Below are 16,765 nucleotides of genomic sequence, written 5' to 3'. Positions count from 1 at the left end.
TTGGAACTTGGTGAGAGGAAAGTCCCGATTCGCCAATATATGTAGGGGAATCGCTGATATCTATCCTCCAAGCGCCGATAATGAAGCATTAAGCGCCAATATTATATGGAATTCCGCCGATAATAAAAAAGCTTCCCCCGTCCATCTAAACGGGGGAAGCTTTTCCTTTTATTTCTGAACGGCAGCCAACTGGCTTTCTCTCACTTCTTTTGCCGCCTCTACCATCACTTTCAATCCTTCGATTGTTTCTTCTTCCTTTCGCGTCTTCAAACCGCAATCCGGGTTGATCCAGAATTGTGTCGGTTGAATCGTTTGAAGCGCGCGATGGATGTTTTGTTTCATCTCTTCTTTACTTGGCACACGCGGGCTGTGGATGTCATAGACGCCAAGGCCAATTTCTTTGTCGTACGTATTGTTTTCAAATGCAGTTATGATTTCACCATGGCTTCTGGAAGTCTCAATGGAAATAACGTCCGCATCCAATGCACTGATTGAATCGATGATTCCGTTGAACTCCGAATAGCACATATGTGTATGGATTTGTGTATCATTTTGAACAGACGCAGTCGCCAGTTTAAAGGCATAGACAGCCGCCTCTAAATAGGCCTCATGTTTTTCCGGATCGAGTGGCAAACCTTCACGCAATGCAGGCTCATCCACTTGAATCATGCGGATGCCGTTCTTTTCAAGCGCTTCGATTTCCTGGCGCAGCGCCAATGCAATTTGGTTCAGCACATCGAAACGTGGGATATCATCACGCACAAAGGACCAATTCAAGATCGTTACTGGACCTGTCAACATCCCTTTCACCGGCTTCTTCGTCAACGATTGTGCATAGACGCTTTCTTTCACTGTAATCGGCTCGCTGAACGCAACATCCCCTAAAATGAGTGGCGGCTTGACACAGCGGGAACCGTAAGATTGGACCCATCCGAACTCAGACACTGCAAATCCAGCAAATTTCTCACCGAAGTATTCCACCATATCCGTTCTTTCAAATTCGCCGTGTACGAGGACATCGATACCGATTTCTTCTTGAATGGCAATCCATTTATCGATTTGACTATTGATGTATTGCTCATACGCTTGGTCCGTTATTTCGCCTTTGCGCCATTTCGATCTCGTCTGTCGCACTTCCGGTGTTTGCGGTAAGCTTCCGATCGTCGTTGTCGGCAATAGCGGCAACTGGAAGCGCTGCTCTTGCGCATGAATCCGTTCCGCAAATGGCAATGCGCGATTCACGTCCTGATCCGTCAGTTTGGCAACATTCTCTTTCACCTCAGTGTTTTGGCGGTATTTGGAGTTATTCAGCGCAGCCAATGCCTTTCTGCTTTCTTCAAGCCCTGCCGTAATCGCTGTGGCCCCTTCCTGTACACCTTTTGTCAACAGGACGATTTCAGCGATCTTCTCATCTGCAAAAGCTAAACCGCCTTTAATGACCGGATCTAATTTTTCTTCAGGCTCCGTACTGACCGGGACGTGTAAAAGGGATGCGGATGATTGAACGATCAGTCGTTCTTGTTCAACATGCGCTAAGATATCCTGCAAGAGTGCCACTTTTTTATCTAAATCAGCACGCCATACGTTCCGTCCGTCAATGACACCTGCAGCCAACACTTTATCTTTCGGGAACCCGTATTTTTGTAGCAATGAAAGCGAATCACCATGTACGAAGTCCAATCCTAGTCCATGTACAGGCAAGGTAGCAATTGCTTCATAATTTGCGATCTTTTCAAAATACGTTTGCAAGATGATCTTCAGCTGTGGCACCGCTTCATTAATCGCTATATAAGCTTTTTTCACTTGCTCGAGTTCCCCCGCAGACAATTCCTTCGTCAAAATCGGCTCATCAATTTGCACATATTGTGCCCCCGCCTCTGCAAGTTCTTGCAAAACCTGAATATACAACGGTGTAAATTCTTGCAATAAAGAAGCGAAATTTTCATTCCCATATGACTTTGCCAATTTGATATACGTAACAGGTCCTAATAGTACCGGTTTGCCATCGATGCCTAGCTTCTCTTTCGCCTCTTTATAAAATGCAAGTGGACGATTCTCCACCAATTGTGGCGTGATGCCTTCAAGTTCCGGCACAATGTAGTGATAATTCGTATTGAACCATTTCGTCATTTCAGATGCGACTGCATCTTTCGTTCCACGAGCAATGGCAAAATACGTTTCCAAAGACACTTTTCCACCTGTGTAGCCAAAACGCTTCGGAACAACACCGAACATGATCGATGTATCCAATACGTGATCATAGAGGGAGAAGTCTCCTACCGGCACTAAGTCGATGCCCAATTTCCGCTGTTTCGCCAAGCTATCTAAACGGAGTGCTTCTGTCGTCGTAAGCAGTTCAGCCTCCGAAATATCGCCATTCCAAAATCGCTCCAATGCTCTCTTCCATTCACGTTTCCCACCAATTCTTGGATAACCAATCGTCGAACTTTGTACGTTTACCATGTAACTAATCCCCTTTGTCTACTTAGTATTTTTTCCTTTCATCCATGCACGACACTTTCTGTTTGAACCACCCCCTTTACTGCGGACACTTTTTCGTTGATATACTTCGTTAAAGCAACTGTCATGTCGTAACGCATGAAAGGCGTAATCAAATAAATACCGTGGAAATGTTCCAGCGCCACATCGATCAGCTCTTTCGCGATTGCCAACCCTTCGATCGTTGACTGTTCCCGATTACCGGCGGTAGCCGCCATTCTGTCACGGACCTGATCCGTCAATTTAATGCCCGGCACTTCGTTATGCAAAAACTCTGCATTTTGAGGTGAGGTCAGGGGCATGATTCCAATATACATCGGTGCTCCGATATGTTTAGTCGCCTTATGCACCTCTTCAATCCTTTCAGGGCTAAAAATCGGCTGGGTAATGAAATAATCAGCTCCTGACGCCAGTTTCTTCTCCAATCTCGGAATAGCCCTTTCCAGATGACGTATATTCGGGTTGAAAGCGGAAGCTACCGTAAAGGATGTTTTCTCCCGCAACGACTTCCCGGACAATGAAATGCCTTCGTTAAACTGTTTGATCAGTCGGATCAATTCAAACGAAGTAACATCGAAAACAGAAGTCGCTCCCGGAAAATCGCCCACTTTTGTCGGGTCTCCTGTAATGGCCAACAATTCGGTGATGCCCAATGTATGAAGTCCCATCAAATGCGATTGCAAACCGATCAGATTCCGGTCCCTGCATGCGATATGGACAAGCGGTGTAGCACCGGTCTTTTGCTGAACGAGTGAAGCCATGGACGTATTGCAAATCCTTGGCGATGCCAATGAATTATCTGCCAATGTAATCGCATCGACCCCTGCATCTTGCAAGGCTTGAGCCCCTTCGAAGAACTTCTGCGTATCCAAATGTTTGGGCGCATCCAATTCAACGATGATTGAGTGCCTTTCCCTTACTGTTTCCAACAGCGAAGGCGCTTGTGGGCCTCTTGCTTTGGACACAGCCACCTTAGGCTTCTTCACTTTAATGACTTTTTCACGGATCGGATTCCGATTGGTCAACCCTTTTGTCAGTGCTTGGATATGCTCAGGTGTCGTTCCACAACAACCGCCGATCAGATGGACCCCTTGTTCCCGGAAGCTGGCCGCATAATTTTCAAAATAGGCCGGTTCATTTTCGTAAAACAATTTGCCATCCCGGTATTCAGGGAAACTGGCATTTGGATAGACCGCCAACAAGGCACGCTTGAGAAGCGGCACAGTTTCCAATGATTTCAACATATGATAAGGGCCCAAATGACAGTTAATACCGACCAGATCCGCTCCCAAATCTTCCAACTGTTGCAAAGCATCCTCCAACTCGATTCCATTTTGCAAAATGCCGGCCTCGTGCATGGAGACGTTTGTCACGATCGGAATATCCGTCTCTTCTCTCGCTATTTTCAAAACGGTCGTCAATTCATCGAAATCATAATACGTTTCCAGTAGAAGACCATCCACCCCCTCAAGGAGCAAGCAATACAGCTGCTCTCGGAAGCTACGTTTGATTTCCTCTTTCGTTCCGATTGTCGTTTGTGTACCGTGGATGCCGCCAATGGTTCCGAGGATGTATGTCTCCTTCCGTGCAGCTCTTTTGGCAATTTGAACCGCTGCCTGATTGATTTTCTTCACCTGCTCTTCTAAGCCGTATCTTGCCAGTTTGATATAATTCGCTCCATACGTATTGGTTTGAATGACATCGGCACCCGCTTCGATATAGGCCTCGTGAATATGTTGTACCTGTTCAGGTTGCGTCAAGTTCAACTCCTCAAAACAGCGGTCCACGCCCGTCGTATAGAGCAATGTCCCCATTGCTCCATCCCCTATCAACACACGATCCTTCAACGTCTCTAATAAACTCAACGGCTTCACATTCCCCTCTCCCACTTTTTTCTTTCTTTTCATATAAATCAATCACGCCTCGGCGTGATTGCGTCCGGATTTTGAATTGCGAATCGAACGGCGAAGGGTTCGATTTACCGTATTTTTGCGTTTTTTGCAGAAATTAAGGCACTTAGATAAGCGCAATTAACTCCTTTCAAAATCCGTGACATCCGCCGGAGGCTTGATTTGAATCAGCAGGGAGTTTAGACTCCCTGCTGATTCAAATCAAAAAGAGTCTGCCCCTCTATTTATAAAGGAGCAGACTCTTCATATGAAAAAGTCTATTCCTCATCTATCAAGTCGTTTAATGGACTTGCTGGAATTAGCACCGTACCAAAATGGTGGTTGCTGAGGCGTCATCGGGCCAGTCCCTAAACCTCTCTAGATAAGAAAAACTATTCTGTTTTATTTGTATATTTCGTTATTAACAATAATAGACGCTATCTCCAAAGAATGCAACCCTTTTTCCGAAAGTTTTTTGTTTTTCTGGAAACAACCTAACTATTATCCTTATAAATACATGAAGATTGACCAAGCAAAAGCCAGTATATATGCATAGTATAAAGTATATTGTTGTTCCATTTCATGTAGAACGGAGGTGTTAATTTTGAAAGCTTCCTATGGTGTTTGGATCGGCTTGTTAGCCATTGTTTTGGCTGTATTTGGATTTTTTTACGCCCCATTTTGGCTGGGAGGCATTGCGCTCGTCTTAGGTATTATTGGTCTCTCATTCCCACAAAAAAGATTGGCATGGAGCGCGATTATCCTCGCAGTAATCGCCTTGCTCATACCAATGGTTCCTTAGGGCACCGAACATCACAAGGTTCGGTTTGTAATAAAAAACCGTGCACGGAGTACTCCATACACGGTTTTTTAGGTTGTACGAATTTAGCTGCTTATAAATCCTCCACAACCATATATGTCATATTCATAGGACCGTGAACGCCGACGACAAGAATCATTTCAATATCGGCCGAGTTGCTCGGTCCTGTTATAAAGTTGATGCAGGAAGCTAAGTATTCGCCGTTAGCCGTTTTTTCTCGAATGATTCGTGCCGCTTGGGTCATGCGTGGAACAATCGTACTTTTCGGAACGATTATGACTGATTTTAACGGTAAAAAGCTGACAGTTCTCCCTTTGTCTTTACTGCTCAATAGAACCGCTGTGCCCGATTCCGCTAATGTGATGTCACTGATGGTGATTCCAACATTCGCCTGCTCGACTAGTTCAATATTTTCTCTCCCTTTAGCGGTTTCCCATTCATGAACAGGGATTTGTTCAGCAGGTAGGATTTCCTTTAGCAGCGGAGTGAGCCCAAATTGCTCAAAACGGGCATCTTTCCACCTAACAACAGGACCTCCCCCATAGGCTGCAATTGTTTGATGCAAGTCGGATGCTAGTCTTTCTTTTGTTGTCACAACAAAATCCGTATTGATCACTTGGCATTGTTGCGCCAACACGTCTACTAACTCATCGGGACTAGCCCCTTGTAAAACTTTGTCTTGGGGTTGGTGACGCCACTTTGGTCTGACAATATCAGTCGCGACTTTCTCCCTGCCAAGTTGTTTGGCTATTTTAGTGAGGAAGGCTTCCCTCCCTTGAATATTCCCAGTCAAGATTCTTCGTCTCCTTTCGAACGTTCCTTGTACCAATCGCGGAATCGCTCTTTGTGAGGTGCTGGGAATTCCCGAATTTCCGTCCACGCTTTTAACGGCCCGACACCTTTGGAGATTTTATCACCGACTGTGAAAGGATTCATAGCCGCAGGTGCGATTTTGGACCCCATTTTATAGAGAGCGGGAGAGGCTGCGCCCAATCCGAACGCCTTCATCGCCAGCTTTTCTGAAATCGGTGCTTTCCCTTCCCTTTCAACAATCACTTGACGATGTTTATGCAATAGTTCGTGAAGGGGTATCTTCACCGGACAAACTTCCGTACACGCCCCACATAATGTGGAAGCATAAGGGAGTTCCTTATAGTCATCGTATCCTCCTAGCAAAGGTGACAAAATGGCGCCGACCGGACCCGAGTAGATGGAGCCATACGAATGTCCGCCGACATGTCGATAAACTGGGCAAACATTGACACAAGCCGCACAGCGGATGCATTGCAATATCGATTGGAATTCACCGCCCAAAATGTCCGACCGGCCATTGTCCACGATGACAAGATGAAATTCTTCAGGACCATCGACAGCCCCTTCCTCTTTCGGCCCCGTTAGCACCGTCACATAGCTCGGCAATTTTTGTCCGACAGCACTTCTCGAAAGCATGCCGACCAATACTTCCAATTCTTCGAACGTCGGGACAAGCCTCTCCATGCCCATCACGGTAATTTGTGTTTTAGGCAACGCCGTTGACAGATCAGCATTACCTTCATTGGTCACTAAACAGATGGAACCCGTTTCAGCGACCGCAAAATTACAGCCTGTAATGCCGACGTCTGCAGTTAAATAATCATCTCTCAGCATTTTACGGGCATGCTTGGTTAGTTCTTCCGGTTTCTCTGAACCGGTATACCCCAATTTTCGGGCGAATACTTCTCTCACTTGTTCTTTATTTTTATGTAATGCTGGCGCCACAATATGGGAAGGCAGGTCATGATCATCGACTTGCAAAATATACTCGCCAAGATCCGTCTCAATGACCTCACAGCCCATCCGTTCCAAATTGGCGTTTAAGTCGATTTCTTCCGTAACCATCGATTTGGACTTGACGACTTTTTTGGCCTCTTTTTCCTTCATGACGCCCATAATATAGTCGTTTGCCTCTTCGGCAGTCGACGCGAAAAAGACATGTCCGCCCCGCTTCGCCACATTTTCACTCAATTGGTGCAAATAAAAATCCAAGTTCTCCAGTACATGCTGACGAATCTCTTCACCTAAAGAACGCCACTCCTCCCAGTTACCAAGTTCCTCTGCCGCAAGTTGCCGCCTGACCTCCAGCCTATCCTGAGCACCCGAAACAGCGCCTCTCATAAATGTATTCTGAAGCCCCGCATCTACACGATTCTTAAAATCTTCCGTCCCGACTTTCATCGGCATATTAGCTCACCTCACTTTTCTCAACTAAACGACTGTTTAGTACTTCCGCAATGTGTAACACTTTCACAGGGGTTCCAACGCGCTCCATTCTCCCCCCGATATTCATCAAACAACCGGCATCCGCGCCGATTAAATAATCCGCTACCGTCTCTTCGGCATGCTGGACTTTCTCATCGACCATCTGTTCAGAAATTTGTGCCATTTTCACTAAAAATGTTCCTCCAAAACCGCAGCATTGATGCTTATTCGGCAGTTCAACATATTCAAGGCCGGCAACATTTTTCAACAGTTTCATAGGTGCCTCCTGGACGCCAAGCAACCGCGTCATATGACAGGACGTATGATAAGTCACTTTCCCTTCAAAATGCGCACCCACATCTTCCACTTTCAATACGTTGACTATGAACTCCGTCAATTCATAGGTTTTCTTGGCAAGCGCCTGTGCTTTCGGCTCCCAAACTAGATCCCCTTTGAATACATTTTGATATTCATGAAACATATATGCACATGAACCGGATGGCGAAACGACATATTCAGCATGCTCAAACGTCTGGATCATCTTTTTCATTGCTTCTTTGGACTCTTTTACATACCCCGAATTATAAGCAGGCTGCCCGCAACACACTTGCGATTCAGGAAAATCGATGGTACATCCTAAGTGCTCCAGTAACTCCACCGTCGCCTTTCCCGCACTCGTTTGAAACATATCGACCAAACACGTCGCAAAAAGGGTCACTTTCATTCACTTTTTCACCCTTTCATAAAATTTTGTTGATTCTAAAAAGTAGTATGAATGTATAGTATCATCTAATAACCTTGCTCTCAATAGACTATAGGCTATATGTATTAAAATGAATAATGCTGTACCTTTCTCACAATAATGTCATATACATAGAGGGAACAAACCAACTTTCATATTTTTCAAATGAACAAGTAAACAAGTACAAGAAGTAGTTCCATTATACGTAAGTATAATCAACCTATTCCCTGCACTTATGATATATTTCCCAACGATTAAGCGAAGACAAATTGTACCCAAAAGTATAGCAATGTGAGTGTAACAATCGTTGAAATCGGTATGACAAGTAATGATACACTTAAATAATCTTTCCAAGTCACTTTTATTTTGTTTTTTCTGAGAATACTCATCCAAATGAGCGATGCCAGTGTTCCGATCGGCAATAGCAATGACCCCATGTCGCTACCTATAATATTCGCCAGATAGATGGTCTTTAATGTAATCGGATCTAGCCCCATTTCAGTCAAAGTAATCGTTCCGATCATTAAAGCCGGGTGATTATTAAAGAAGTTGGAAAGTATCGAAACTAATCCTCCCATAATATAACTTGCTTGAATTAATCCCTGGTTTACAATTGGCTCACACCATTGCACTAATAGCGCTGTCAAACCTACATTATGCAGTCCGTAAATAATGACATACATCGAGAAGGCAAAAATCAGAATATGCCAAGGTGTCTTCTTCAAAATGTCCACAGGATTCGTCCGTAAATGATACCATCTCCACAATAGCAAGACGACCGATCCGAATACTGCCACAATTTCAATGGGAACATTGACGTACGATGCCACAAATAAAAGGCAACGCATGATAAAGACAAACAGCAAAATCTTCATCATAAACCTTGTGCGCTTACGTTTTGTTTCAACGGATAATTTTGTTTTCAATGGATGAAAGTTTTTAATGAAAAAGGATTCTTCAATATCCATAACGGAATCAGGTAATTTTTTCGGTAATTTTTTTCGCACAACAAAAAACATCAAAAATGACATAAACAACAATCCGATTGTCGCCGGGATAAACATCATGGCCGTATGCATCCAAAGTGACATTTCAATAATATTCAAGGCAATCAAGTTAACAATATTACTAACTCCAATCGGTGCACTAGAAGCGGTGGCGATAAGCGCACCACTTAACAGGTAAGGGATTTGTTGCCGAAGCTTCAGTTGCATATTTTTGAGGAGTAAAATAAGTATTGGAGTTGTGATTAAGATACTCCCATCATTATTAAACAATAGTGTCATTAAAAAACACAGGAGCTGAATATTCCAATAGAGACGATACCCCGACCCTTTCGAGAATCTTGCCAGTTTTGCCGCTGCCCAGTGGAAGAATCCAAAACTTTCTAATATGACAGCCATCACGATTGTCGCAATAATCGTAATGGATGCCCCGCCAATTTTGCTGATGATATCCATAATGTCTTGTTGTGAGACAATCCCTGTTGCTAAAATAATACTCGCGCCTATTGATGCAGGCCATGCTTCATTTAAACCTCTTGGCCTCCAAAATATGATGAGCATGGTTAGTACAAACACCAAACCGGTAATACCTATTTGAAAACTCATACATCTACTCATTTCCCTTCGTTTTACTAGACGACTCGCGAGTGAATTGTTTGTCCGTTTCCTTGTATGTATATTCACTGCAGGCTACGTGAAACGAGATGTATGTCCAACCCTTACGAAATTGAGCTGAAAAATCCCTCTGATTCGGAATTTTTTACGACTAGGACAAGAACCGATACTAACCTGCCTTTTTGTGATTTCTTCTTTCTCTCTGAATAACAACGTTAGTTCCCACAAAAAATTAGGCTGTCGATCGTTACTCGTCAGCCTAAAAAAGGATCTCCTCTTATAAAACTTCCTAGACAATTTTGAACCATAACTATACTACGTGGAGCGTTTTTATATGGTGCATGTTTAAATAAACGGGGGAAGTTCTTGCTGATTGAAACTCAATGATTTGATCCTCGACATTATTTATTTTCCCTATATAACTTTTTGGATCACCAATATTCAATACGACAATTGCACCTTTAAACTTTTCAACTTGACTGTCAAAAGATCTAGCAAACGTCTCATTGTGCGGCTGTGAGGAGACGGCAGCGTAATCCAGCCCGTAAAGTGTATGACTTTGAGCATATGGGATTAGCCATTTGACGTGGTCTATTGCAATGAACATCGTCTTATAAACCGGAGATTGGAATATAAGATAGTTGTTCATAATGCCCGTTATCGTTCCATGCAAAGTTTGGTTGCCTGTTACATAGATTTCAACAATTCTTCCTTTCGCTTGAGTAAGCACCTCTTCAAACGCTAAGTCTTCCTTGCTTTCTTCCGCTACGAAGCTCGGGAGCTCTGTAGGGGATTGAACCTCATTTTCATTGTCACGATCCAGACTAAAATTCCGGATATGATTTAAGGGAATATACACGAAATCCTTCCCATCGAAAAGGACAACCATATCGCTTCCCATATCAATTAGCGTACCGTTCATCTTTTTCTTTCCGGAGATTTCAATTCGGATAACTTCCTGAATGAGATTTTGAATAATTTTATTCAAATCAGCATCTCCTCTTTACTTAAAAATCCCTTAATTGCCGATACATTTTTGCTGCATGATTCATTAAAGAAACGTATTGACCCTCGAGAGCGCTTTGCCTTTCCAATGAATTAATCACGTTTTTTTTTCCCTTTTTTTCGAAACTAGTATTAATTCCCCCTGTACTGTTCTTGTCGTGATCAATCGAAGAATACAAAGTGGACTTCGATTGATCAGACCGCTCATCTAACTTCATTGAATAGGCCGCAGCATACTTCGCTAAAGAAAAGTATTGCTTCTCTAACATGGCTTTTTCTTCTTTTGGGCTCATTTGTCTGAACGTTATCTTTGCACGATTCGTATCAGAAGGCTCGCATTCTTCAACTATACATTCAGCTTGATCATCATTCTTCGTTTCACTCGTTGATAGATTTTCACTTTTAAGCGCATTGCATAATTCAATCATCTCTGCGCTGTCGTTTATCTGCACCGAATGGTCGTCAAACGTTAGAGCTTCCTCTCCCTCTGCCGGATTGTTCAAAGTTATCATTGCCTGTTGGTCCTTTTGGAAAATTTTCCAATCAGGAAGATGGAAACTTCTTTCATAACCTAGAGGTTCATCATAGGAAAGTAATTCTACTCTAAAATCTTTAAAAATGGACGACAACTCTTCATGGTCATTTACTTTGCTTGAATGTTCCTCATCCTGAACGACTACCATTGGTGCTTCTTGTATAAGTGTTGTAAATTTTTCTTGTAGTTCGTTTTTTATTTGATCCAATGATTCTTCCATATGAATCGACTCTAGTTCTAGACCATCTATTATCTGTTCCTTGTCTTGAATATTTGCTTTTATAATATTGAATGATTCCAATAAACCTTCTATTTTAAGTTGTTGTGAGATTTCTGGCTGCTCAAGGACCCCGTTATCTTCCATCTCCTGAATTGGTTCCGTTTCTTGTTCTAAAGAGTGTTCGACTAGTTTTATTTCTTCAGTTGAAGAAGACGAAGTAAGTTGTTGCCCTTCCTTTTGACTCGTGTCTTCTTGTAATTCAACCTTATTTTCCTGTATTCCTTCCACTTCAAGCTGTTGTGGAATTTCCGACTCGCCAAGACTTTCAATTTCATCTGTCTGTAGTTCTTCCTTTTCTTCTTCCTGAATAGTAGCTGCTTGTTTTTCCAAAGAGACTTCAACCGATTCTGTCTTATGATTTGTCTGAAGAATAGCGTCTTGAGCACTTTCTAATTGGTGAGTTTCCATTTCTTCTACTTCTTTAATAACAGTTGCTGAATGCACCGTTTGACTCTTTAATTGTTCTTTAGCATTGATTGAGCGGATTTGATTGTCGGATATTTTACTAGAGATATCTGCTATAGAGGATTTGGGAATATGCAGTAATTCCGCATGATTGATCAATACTATATAATCTTCAGCTATTTTACTCAGCACTCCAAAATGTGTCTGTTTACCCGAGCTATTCACGGTCACCGAGTAATATTTCATAACACTTAAAACATCTGTGAAGTACTGCCTATCGAGGTAGGGAACCGTTTTCGTCTTTAAATGAAAGTCTTTCGCATTCTTTGAAAGAGCTTTAATATGTTGACGTGCAATATAATGTATATTCTTATTTATATCGATCACGAGATGATCCTGTTTAACAGCTAATAGAACGCCTTCTATAAATTGCTGATCACTAAGAAACAAACCAATTTTTAAATTTACAAGGTCGCCTAATACTTTTTCAAATTTTTGCTCTCGCAATTTTGGCGCGCCTCCTTCATAGAATATCGTCGCTTCTCGTAGTTAGAAGCGACGAATGGCCTATCGAACTATTCGTTTTCCTTTTTTGCATTCGTTTGTTTATTGCTTTCATTTCCCTTACCTTTGTTTGCTTTTTCAACCTTTACTCCATAGCTAATGTTACGGACATGAAACATGGAGAGGTTTATAATTTCTTCATTAGAGACAATTGTTATGAAGTCATCATTAACAACGTCCATTACACCCTCTAGTGTTTCTGGCCCACCACGATTAATTTTTACCCAGCGATATCTTAATTTTTCCACTACACCTCTAAAATTTTCCGCTTTTACATAATCTAAGCCTCTAGGAATGTCAAAATTGAGCTTTACTTCATTTTTTGCATTAACAGTTAAGCTCTTAACATGGTGTGTATTATAATAAATAATGCCATCATCTTCTGTCAGCAATATAAAGTGATCCTCTTCTGCTGCGAGCAGCTTACCATATCTAGATTCAGGTCCCCCTCGATCGACTTTAATAACTCTATCTACTAATGAAAGTAACATATCCTTATTCATAGTTTTCTAACCTCCATTTTTAGTATCCCCCTATCTATATGTGTCTTGGGATGATCGTGTAATGGTCAATTGCCTAATCCGCCGTAATGGATCAATCGCCCAGACTATTTTGGTTATTCACTCCAAAGAGATTATTAACAGTTTATTAGTTTCGCTTTTCTATAAGAATATGTATGGTCATACGGCATGGTGCAATAAATGTCTATACTCGTTATTGCCGACACAGTTCGTAAAGTGTTGAATACAATGATAGTGATATTAAACTCTAAATCAAAGGTGGGATTTGTGTGCCAAAAGGAAAAAAAGCAAAACATTTAGAGGTTTCATTTACTACTGCGATTGCTGCAGCTGCGGCTGCGGGCGCTGCGGCTGGAATTGCTGCTGCAGCTGAAACAGATGCTAATGCCTCTGCCTCTGCCTCTGCAGCCGCTACTGCTGCAGCCGCTGCTGTTGCTGCTGTTCTTGCTGCCGAAGCAGACGTTACTGAAACAGAAGCGACTGAAGCTGATACCGATACTACTGAAAAAGAAGCGAATGCGGTTGAAGAGAAGAAAAAAGATAAGAAGAAGGATCACACGAAGAAGGACGATGATAAGAAAAAATGATACGTATGTAAGGTAAGCACGGTATTATAATAGGTTGTTCTCCAAACAGCCCACTCTCATTTGGGAGTGGGCTTTCCTTAGGTCAGGAAGCTGAAAGGGATACTTAACATAAGCCGCTGTCCACAATCGACTAGTTTCGGAGTTTTTTCATCCTTTGATGCAAAAGACCATCTGAATGCTTATTTTCACCTGTTATAAAATCCGTCATGTAATAAGTCAAATAATCCCCAAAATGATTGTTTGTATTCAACAATAGTTCATCTACATAATAAGCTCCTTGTGGAATTTGATCTAATAGCAGTACGGATAAAGAAGCATAGATACCACAAGCCACTTGAAAGTAGGTCGCATTTGTTTTGTATTTAGTAAAGATGGAATCGTTATTTAACACATTGTACATATATCGTTCCTTGTCCTGGTAAACGAGGAGTACTCCCGCTAAATCCTCACCTTCCAATGGCGCATCAAGCGGATCGAGAACCTTCATTTCAAAGTCCCATAATTTATCTAAGTCATCAATATTTGAACGGATTATCTCTGTTGTATGATCATTGATTTTGTATAAAAATCCACCTTCCATGTCGTACAATTTGCCTAAAGTATAGACTTCTTCATGTGGCATTAAGCATCCATAAAATTGTTTGTCCCCTAACGTCACTTTAAATTCCACATCATAAACCTTTTCGTATAGGAAGAGTGGAATATGGTTCTTCATAAACATTGGATAGCTTAAAATAGCTTCGTCTAGAAAACATTCTGGCGACCAAGTTGTATAAACAACATTCTCTTCTACCATTTTCTTATCCCTATAAAAGGACGTATCATGCTCTACAATATAACACCCAAGCGGAAGCTCGTCCGATGAATGTGTCTTCAAGAGTTCGATCGCCATCCATTGAACGACACCTGGATTCATACCAGAGCCAATTATGGCAGATGTATTCAAGATCTTGTCCTTATGTTTTTCCACATGCTTCAGTCTCTCTATTAAACCAAATCCCTCATATAACTCTTCGTTCTCATCGACCATCGTATTTTCCAAAGCAGTATTGACGTAGTTAACGCCCAGTTGATCACAGCATTGCAGCATCTCAACCGTATCTGCCCAAGAAACGTCAACAACAAGTGAGGTTTTCGTCTGTTTCAGGTGGTTAACAAATTTCTTTTTATCTTGGAGGTCAAATTGGTGTAATGTAATATGTTTTTGCAAATTAGAAAACAAATTAGAGTAGTATTCTTTTTCTTTTTGCTTATTATCGATTAAATGGATTGTACTATTCGTAATAACGTGATGGATGGGATCCTTATTGTCACGGACTGATTTATTCAAAATAGAAAGTATTGACTTTGCTACTCCTCCACTACTCCCCAGAATGGTAATCACTGTATGGTTGTCTTTCATTTTAACGCCTCTCCTACTTTTTCTTACTATATGTAGTTGAAAGTGATTGCGCGCAGACAGTTGTCCAATTAAGTGCAAACTAGCATTTTCTCCGACTCACTTCACTAAATTAAGGAAGGTGCACAGGCCTTCTTATAACTTGTACATACATTAACTGTAGAATAGTTGGATAAGCATGGAAACTCAAACCACTATGACAACTCATTCACAATAACGGAAAGCAGTGATTTGATGGATACGAATGGGCAACATCTCGTAATCGATGCATTTGATTGTCAGAGAGAAATTCTTAATGATGCAACAGTATTAGAGGAATTGCTAACGAAAGCAATAAAGCAGTTAGGAATGGAAATCTTATCATCTCATTTTCATTCCTTCACGCCTCAAGGAGTGACAGGAGTTATTGGTATTTCCACTTCACATATTTCAATTCATACATGGCCAGAATATGGTTATGTAGCGTTGGATTTATATACTTGTGGAAATCAGGATATATGGCCAGCATTGGAAGGAATCCTTACTAAAATACAAGCTAAGCGAACAGCTGTGTTCGAGCTCAATCGAGGAGAAGAACCCCACACGAAACCCACCATGAGAACACTAAATCTTTCATCCAATATATTGTTGGATGAAAAAGTAGATTCCCGTGCATTATTTCCTTTACAAGAGGATCGTGGGAATGATTGGGACTTGATACAATTGAAGGAGATTGCGTCAGGTAAACACAATATTCTTTTTCATGGGGAAAGTCAATATCAAGACATTTTATTGGTTGAGGCAAATGATCTTCGTTTGTATTTAAACCAAGAGCTACAGTTTTGTTCCTTGGATGAAAGACATTATCATGAAGCATTGGTTTATCCGGCAATGGAGGTTGCAGGTTCGCATGAACGAATTCTCATTTTAGGTGGAGGAGACGGTCTTGCTTTGCGAGAAGTTCTGAAGTATCCAAATGTTAAACATGTTGATCTCGTCGACATTGATCCAATGATTGTCGAACTCGCTAAAAGTGAACCTGCATTAGTAGCTCAGAACAATCGTTCATTGTTGGATGATAGATTAACTGTTCACTCCGAGGATTCAAAAATATATATAGAGAGAGATTTACAACCTTATGATGTGATTATCATCGATTTTCCAGACCCTGTAGACCCCATCCTGAGTTCACTCTATACCAAAGAATTATTCGGCAAAATTGCCAAGCATTTAGTCGTTGATGGCGCAATAGTTTGCCAATCCAACTCACCAGAGGACACGCCACAAGTGTTTTGGAGTATTGCTAAAACCATAACGAGCGCCGGTCTAAATACTTTGCCATACACAGTCACTGTACCTTCTTTTGGTTTATGGGGGTTTCATTTAGCGACACAAAACAAGTTCATAGGAACGATACCCGAAATCTCTGTCCCTCACCAAGCTCTCTCTACCAACATGGAAACCTTGTTTAAAATTTCTCCAGAAATGCTATCCGTGAAGGAAACTGCAATTGTAAACAGTGAGACGAGTCTAAAATTGCATACACTATACCAAGTAGAAATAAAAAACATTTCCTCATAGGTAAAGGTCTATTCTTCTGACAAAAAATAGGATTAATAGCTTTCATGAATGCATGTTAATTAGACAAACTCCCCCTCCATCGTGTAGGTGCTCATACGATGG

General features: G+C 41.7%; 13 protein-coding genes and 1 riboswitch. Of the genes, 3 read left to right on the top strand and 10 right to left on the bottom strand.

All coding sequences use genetic code 11. The features are described from left to right. Window positions 1–168 precede the first annotated feature (168 nt). Window positions 169–2,463 carry a 5-methyltetrahydropteroyltriglutamate--homocysteine S-methyltransferase gene (gene metE / locus MHZ95_RS18435; protein ID WP_239392259.1) on the bottom strand — a complete coding sequence of 765 codons (2,295 nt, stop codon included), beginning with the start codon at window positions 2,461–2,463 and terminating at the stop codon, window positions 169–171. A gap of 38 nt (window positions 2,464–2,501) precedes the next feature. Beyond that, window positions 2,502–4,364 carry a bifunctional homocysteine S-methyltransferase/methylenetetrahydrofolate reductase gene (locus tag MHZ95_RS18430; RefSeq protein WP_239392302.1) on the bottom strand — a complete coding sequence of 621 codons (1,863 nt, stop codon included), beginning with the start codon at window positions 4,362–4,364 and terminating at the stop codon, window positions 2,502–2,504. Window positions 4,365–4,670: 306 nt separating this feature from the next. Further along, a riboswitch (SAM riboswitch) is annotated at window positions 4,671–4,777 on the bottom strand. Window positions 4,778–4,992: 215 nt separating this feature from the next. Between MHZ95_RS18430 and MHZ95_RS18425 the strand changes: the two genes are divergently transcribed. Beyond that, window positions 4,993–5,190, top strand: a complete 198-nt coding sequence (locus tag MHZ95_RS18425) for a hypothetical protein (RefSeq protein WP_239392258.1) — start codon at window positions 4,993–4,995, stop codon at window positions 5,188–5,190. Window positions 5,191–5,281: 91 nt separating this feature from the next. Here the strand turns inward: MHZ95_RS18425 and MHZ95_RS18420 are convergent, their stop codons facing one another. From MHZ95_RS18420 to MHZ95_RS18390, 7 genes are all read right to left on the bottom strand, one after another. Next, window positions 5,282–6,001 (bottom strand): LutC/YkgG family protein, encoded by a 720-nt coding sequence (locus MHZ95_RS18420; RefSeq protein ID WP_255726843.1) that lies wholly within the window; start codon window positions 5,999–6,001, stop codon window positions 5,282–5,284. Further along, complete coding sequence (locus MHZ95_RS18415; RefSeq protein WP_239392257.1) at window positions 5,998–7,428, bottom strand: LutB/LldF family L-lactate oxidation iron-sulfur protein; 1,431 nt, start codon at window positions 7,426–7,428, stop codon at window positions 5,998–6,000. Before MHZ95_RS18415 ends, MHZ95_RS18420 begins: the two co-directional genes overlap by 4 nt. A 1-nt stretch (window position 7,429) precedes the next feature. After that, on the bottom strand, window positions 7,430–8,170 hold the full coding sequence (locus tag MHZ95_RS18410) for a (Fe-S)-binding protein (protein ID WP_239392256.1): 741 nt from the start codon (window positions 8,168–8,170) through the stop codon (window positions 7,430–7,432). 272 nt (window positions 8,171–8,442) lie between these two features. Beyond that, complete coding sequence (locus MHZ95_RS18405) at window positions 8,443–9,798, bottom strand: arsenic transporter (RefSeq protein ID WP_239392255.1); 1,356 nt, start codon at window positions 9,796–9,798, stop codon at window positions 8,443–8,445. A 319-nt stretch (window positions 9,799–10,117) separates the two neighbouring features. Further along, the gene (locus MHZ95_RS18400) at window positions 10,118–10,795 is read right to left on the bottom strand and encodes a DUF2642 domain-containing protein (RefSeq protein ID WP_239392254.1); all 678 of its coding nucleotides are present in this window, start codon (window positions 10,793–10,795) and stop codon (window positions 10,118–10,120) included. 19 nt (window positions 10,796–10,814) lie between these two features. Then, window positions 10,815–12,539: a hypothetical protein gene (locus MHZ95_RS18395; protein ID WP_239392253.1), complete on the bottom strand. Its 1,725-nt coding sequence runs from the start codon at window positions 12,537–12,539 to the stop codon at window positions 10,815–10,817. 68 nt (window positions 12,540–12,607) lie between these two features. After that, the gene (locus tag MHZ95_RS18390) at window positions 12,608–13,099 is read right to left on the bottom strand and encodes a hypothetical protein (RefSeq protein ID WP_239392252.1); all 492 of its coding nucleotides are present in this window, start codon (window positions 13,097–13,099) and stop codon (window positions 12,608–12,610) included. Between the two features lie 287 nt (window positions 13,100–13,386). Between MHZ95_RS18390 and MHZ95_RS18385 the strand changes: the two genes are divergently transcribed. Further along, window positions 13,387–13,704 carry a hypothetical protein gene (locus MHZ95_RS18385; RefSeq protein WP_239392251.1) on the top strand — a complete coding sequence of 106 codons (318 nt, stop codon included), beginning with the start codon at window positions 13,387–13,389 and terminating at the stop codon, window positions 13,702–13,704. Window positions 13,705–13,834: 130 nt separating this feature from the next. Here MHZ95_RS18385 and MHZ95_RS18380 read toward each other — a convergent pair whose 3' ends face one another. Next, window positions 13,835–15,106, bottom strand: a complete 1,272-nt coding sequence (locus tag MHZ95_RS18380) for a saccharopine dehydrogenase NADP-binding domain-containing protein (protein ID WP_239392250.1) — start codon at window positions 15,104–15,106, stop codon at window positions 13,835–13,837. Between the two features lie 231 nt (window positions 15,107–15,337). Here MHZ95_RS18380 and speD point away from each other — a divergent pair, with 231 nt between their 5' ends. Then, entirely contained in the window at window positions 15,338–16,663 is a 1,326-nt protein-coding gene (gene speD / locus MHZ95_RS18375) for an adenosylmethionine decarboxylase (RefSeq protein WP_239392249.1), read from the top strand. Window positions 16,664–16,765: the final 102 nt, after the last annotated feature.

Origin of the sequence: Sporosarcina sp. ACRSM, assembly GCF_022346545.1 — a bacterium.
Lineage (GTDB): Bacteria > Bacillota > Bacilli > Bacillales_A > Planococcaceae > Sporosarcina.
The sequence above is the reverse complement of the archived record's forward strand: the minus strand, read 5'-3'. Positions and strand labels throughout refer to the sequence as shown.

Coding starts and splice junctions, on each gene's coding strand:
- metE (WP_239392259.1), bottom strand. CDS start 2,463: ATGGTAAACGTACAAAGTTCGACGATTGGTTATCCAAGAATTGGTGGG.
- MHZ95_RS18415 (WP_239392257.1), bottom strand. CDS start 7,428: ATGCCGATGAAAGTCGGGACGGAAGATTTTAAGAATCGTGTAGATGCG.
- MHZ95_RS18410 (WP_239392256.1), bottom strand. CDS start 8,170: ATGAAAGTGACCCTTTTTGCGACGTGTTTGGTCGATATGTTTCAAACG.
- MHZ95_RS18405 (WP_239392255.1), bottom strand. CDS start 9,798: ATGAGTTTTCAAATAGGTATTACCGGTTTGGTGTTTGTACTAACCATG.
- MHZ95_RS18390 (WP_239392252.1), bottom strand. CDS start 13,099: ATGAATAAGGATATGTTACTTTCATTAGTAGATAGAGTTATTAAAGTC.
- MHZ95_RS18380 (WP_239392250.1), bottom strand. CDS start 15,106: ATGAAAGACAACCATACAGTGATTACCATTCTGGGGAGTAGTGGAGGA.
- speD (WP_239392249.1), top strand. CDS start 15,338: ATGGATACGAATGGGCAACATCTCGTAATCGATGCATTTGATTGTCAG.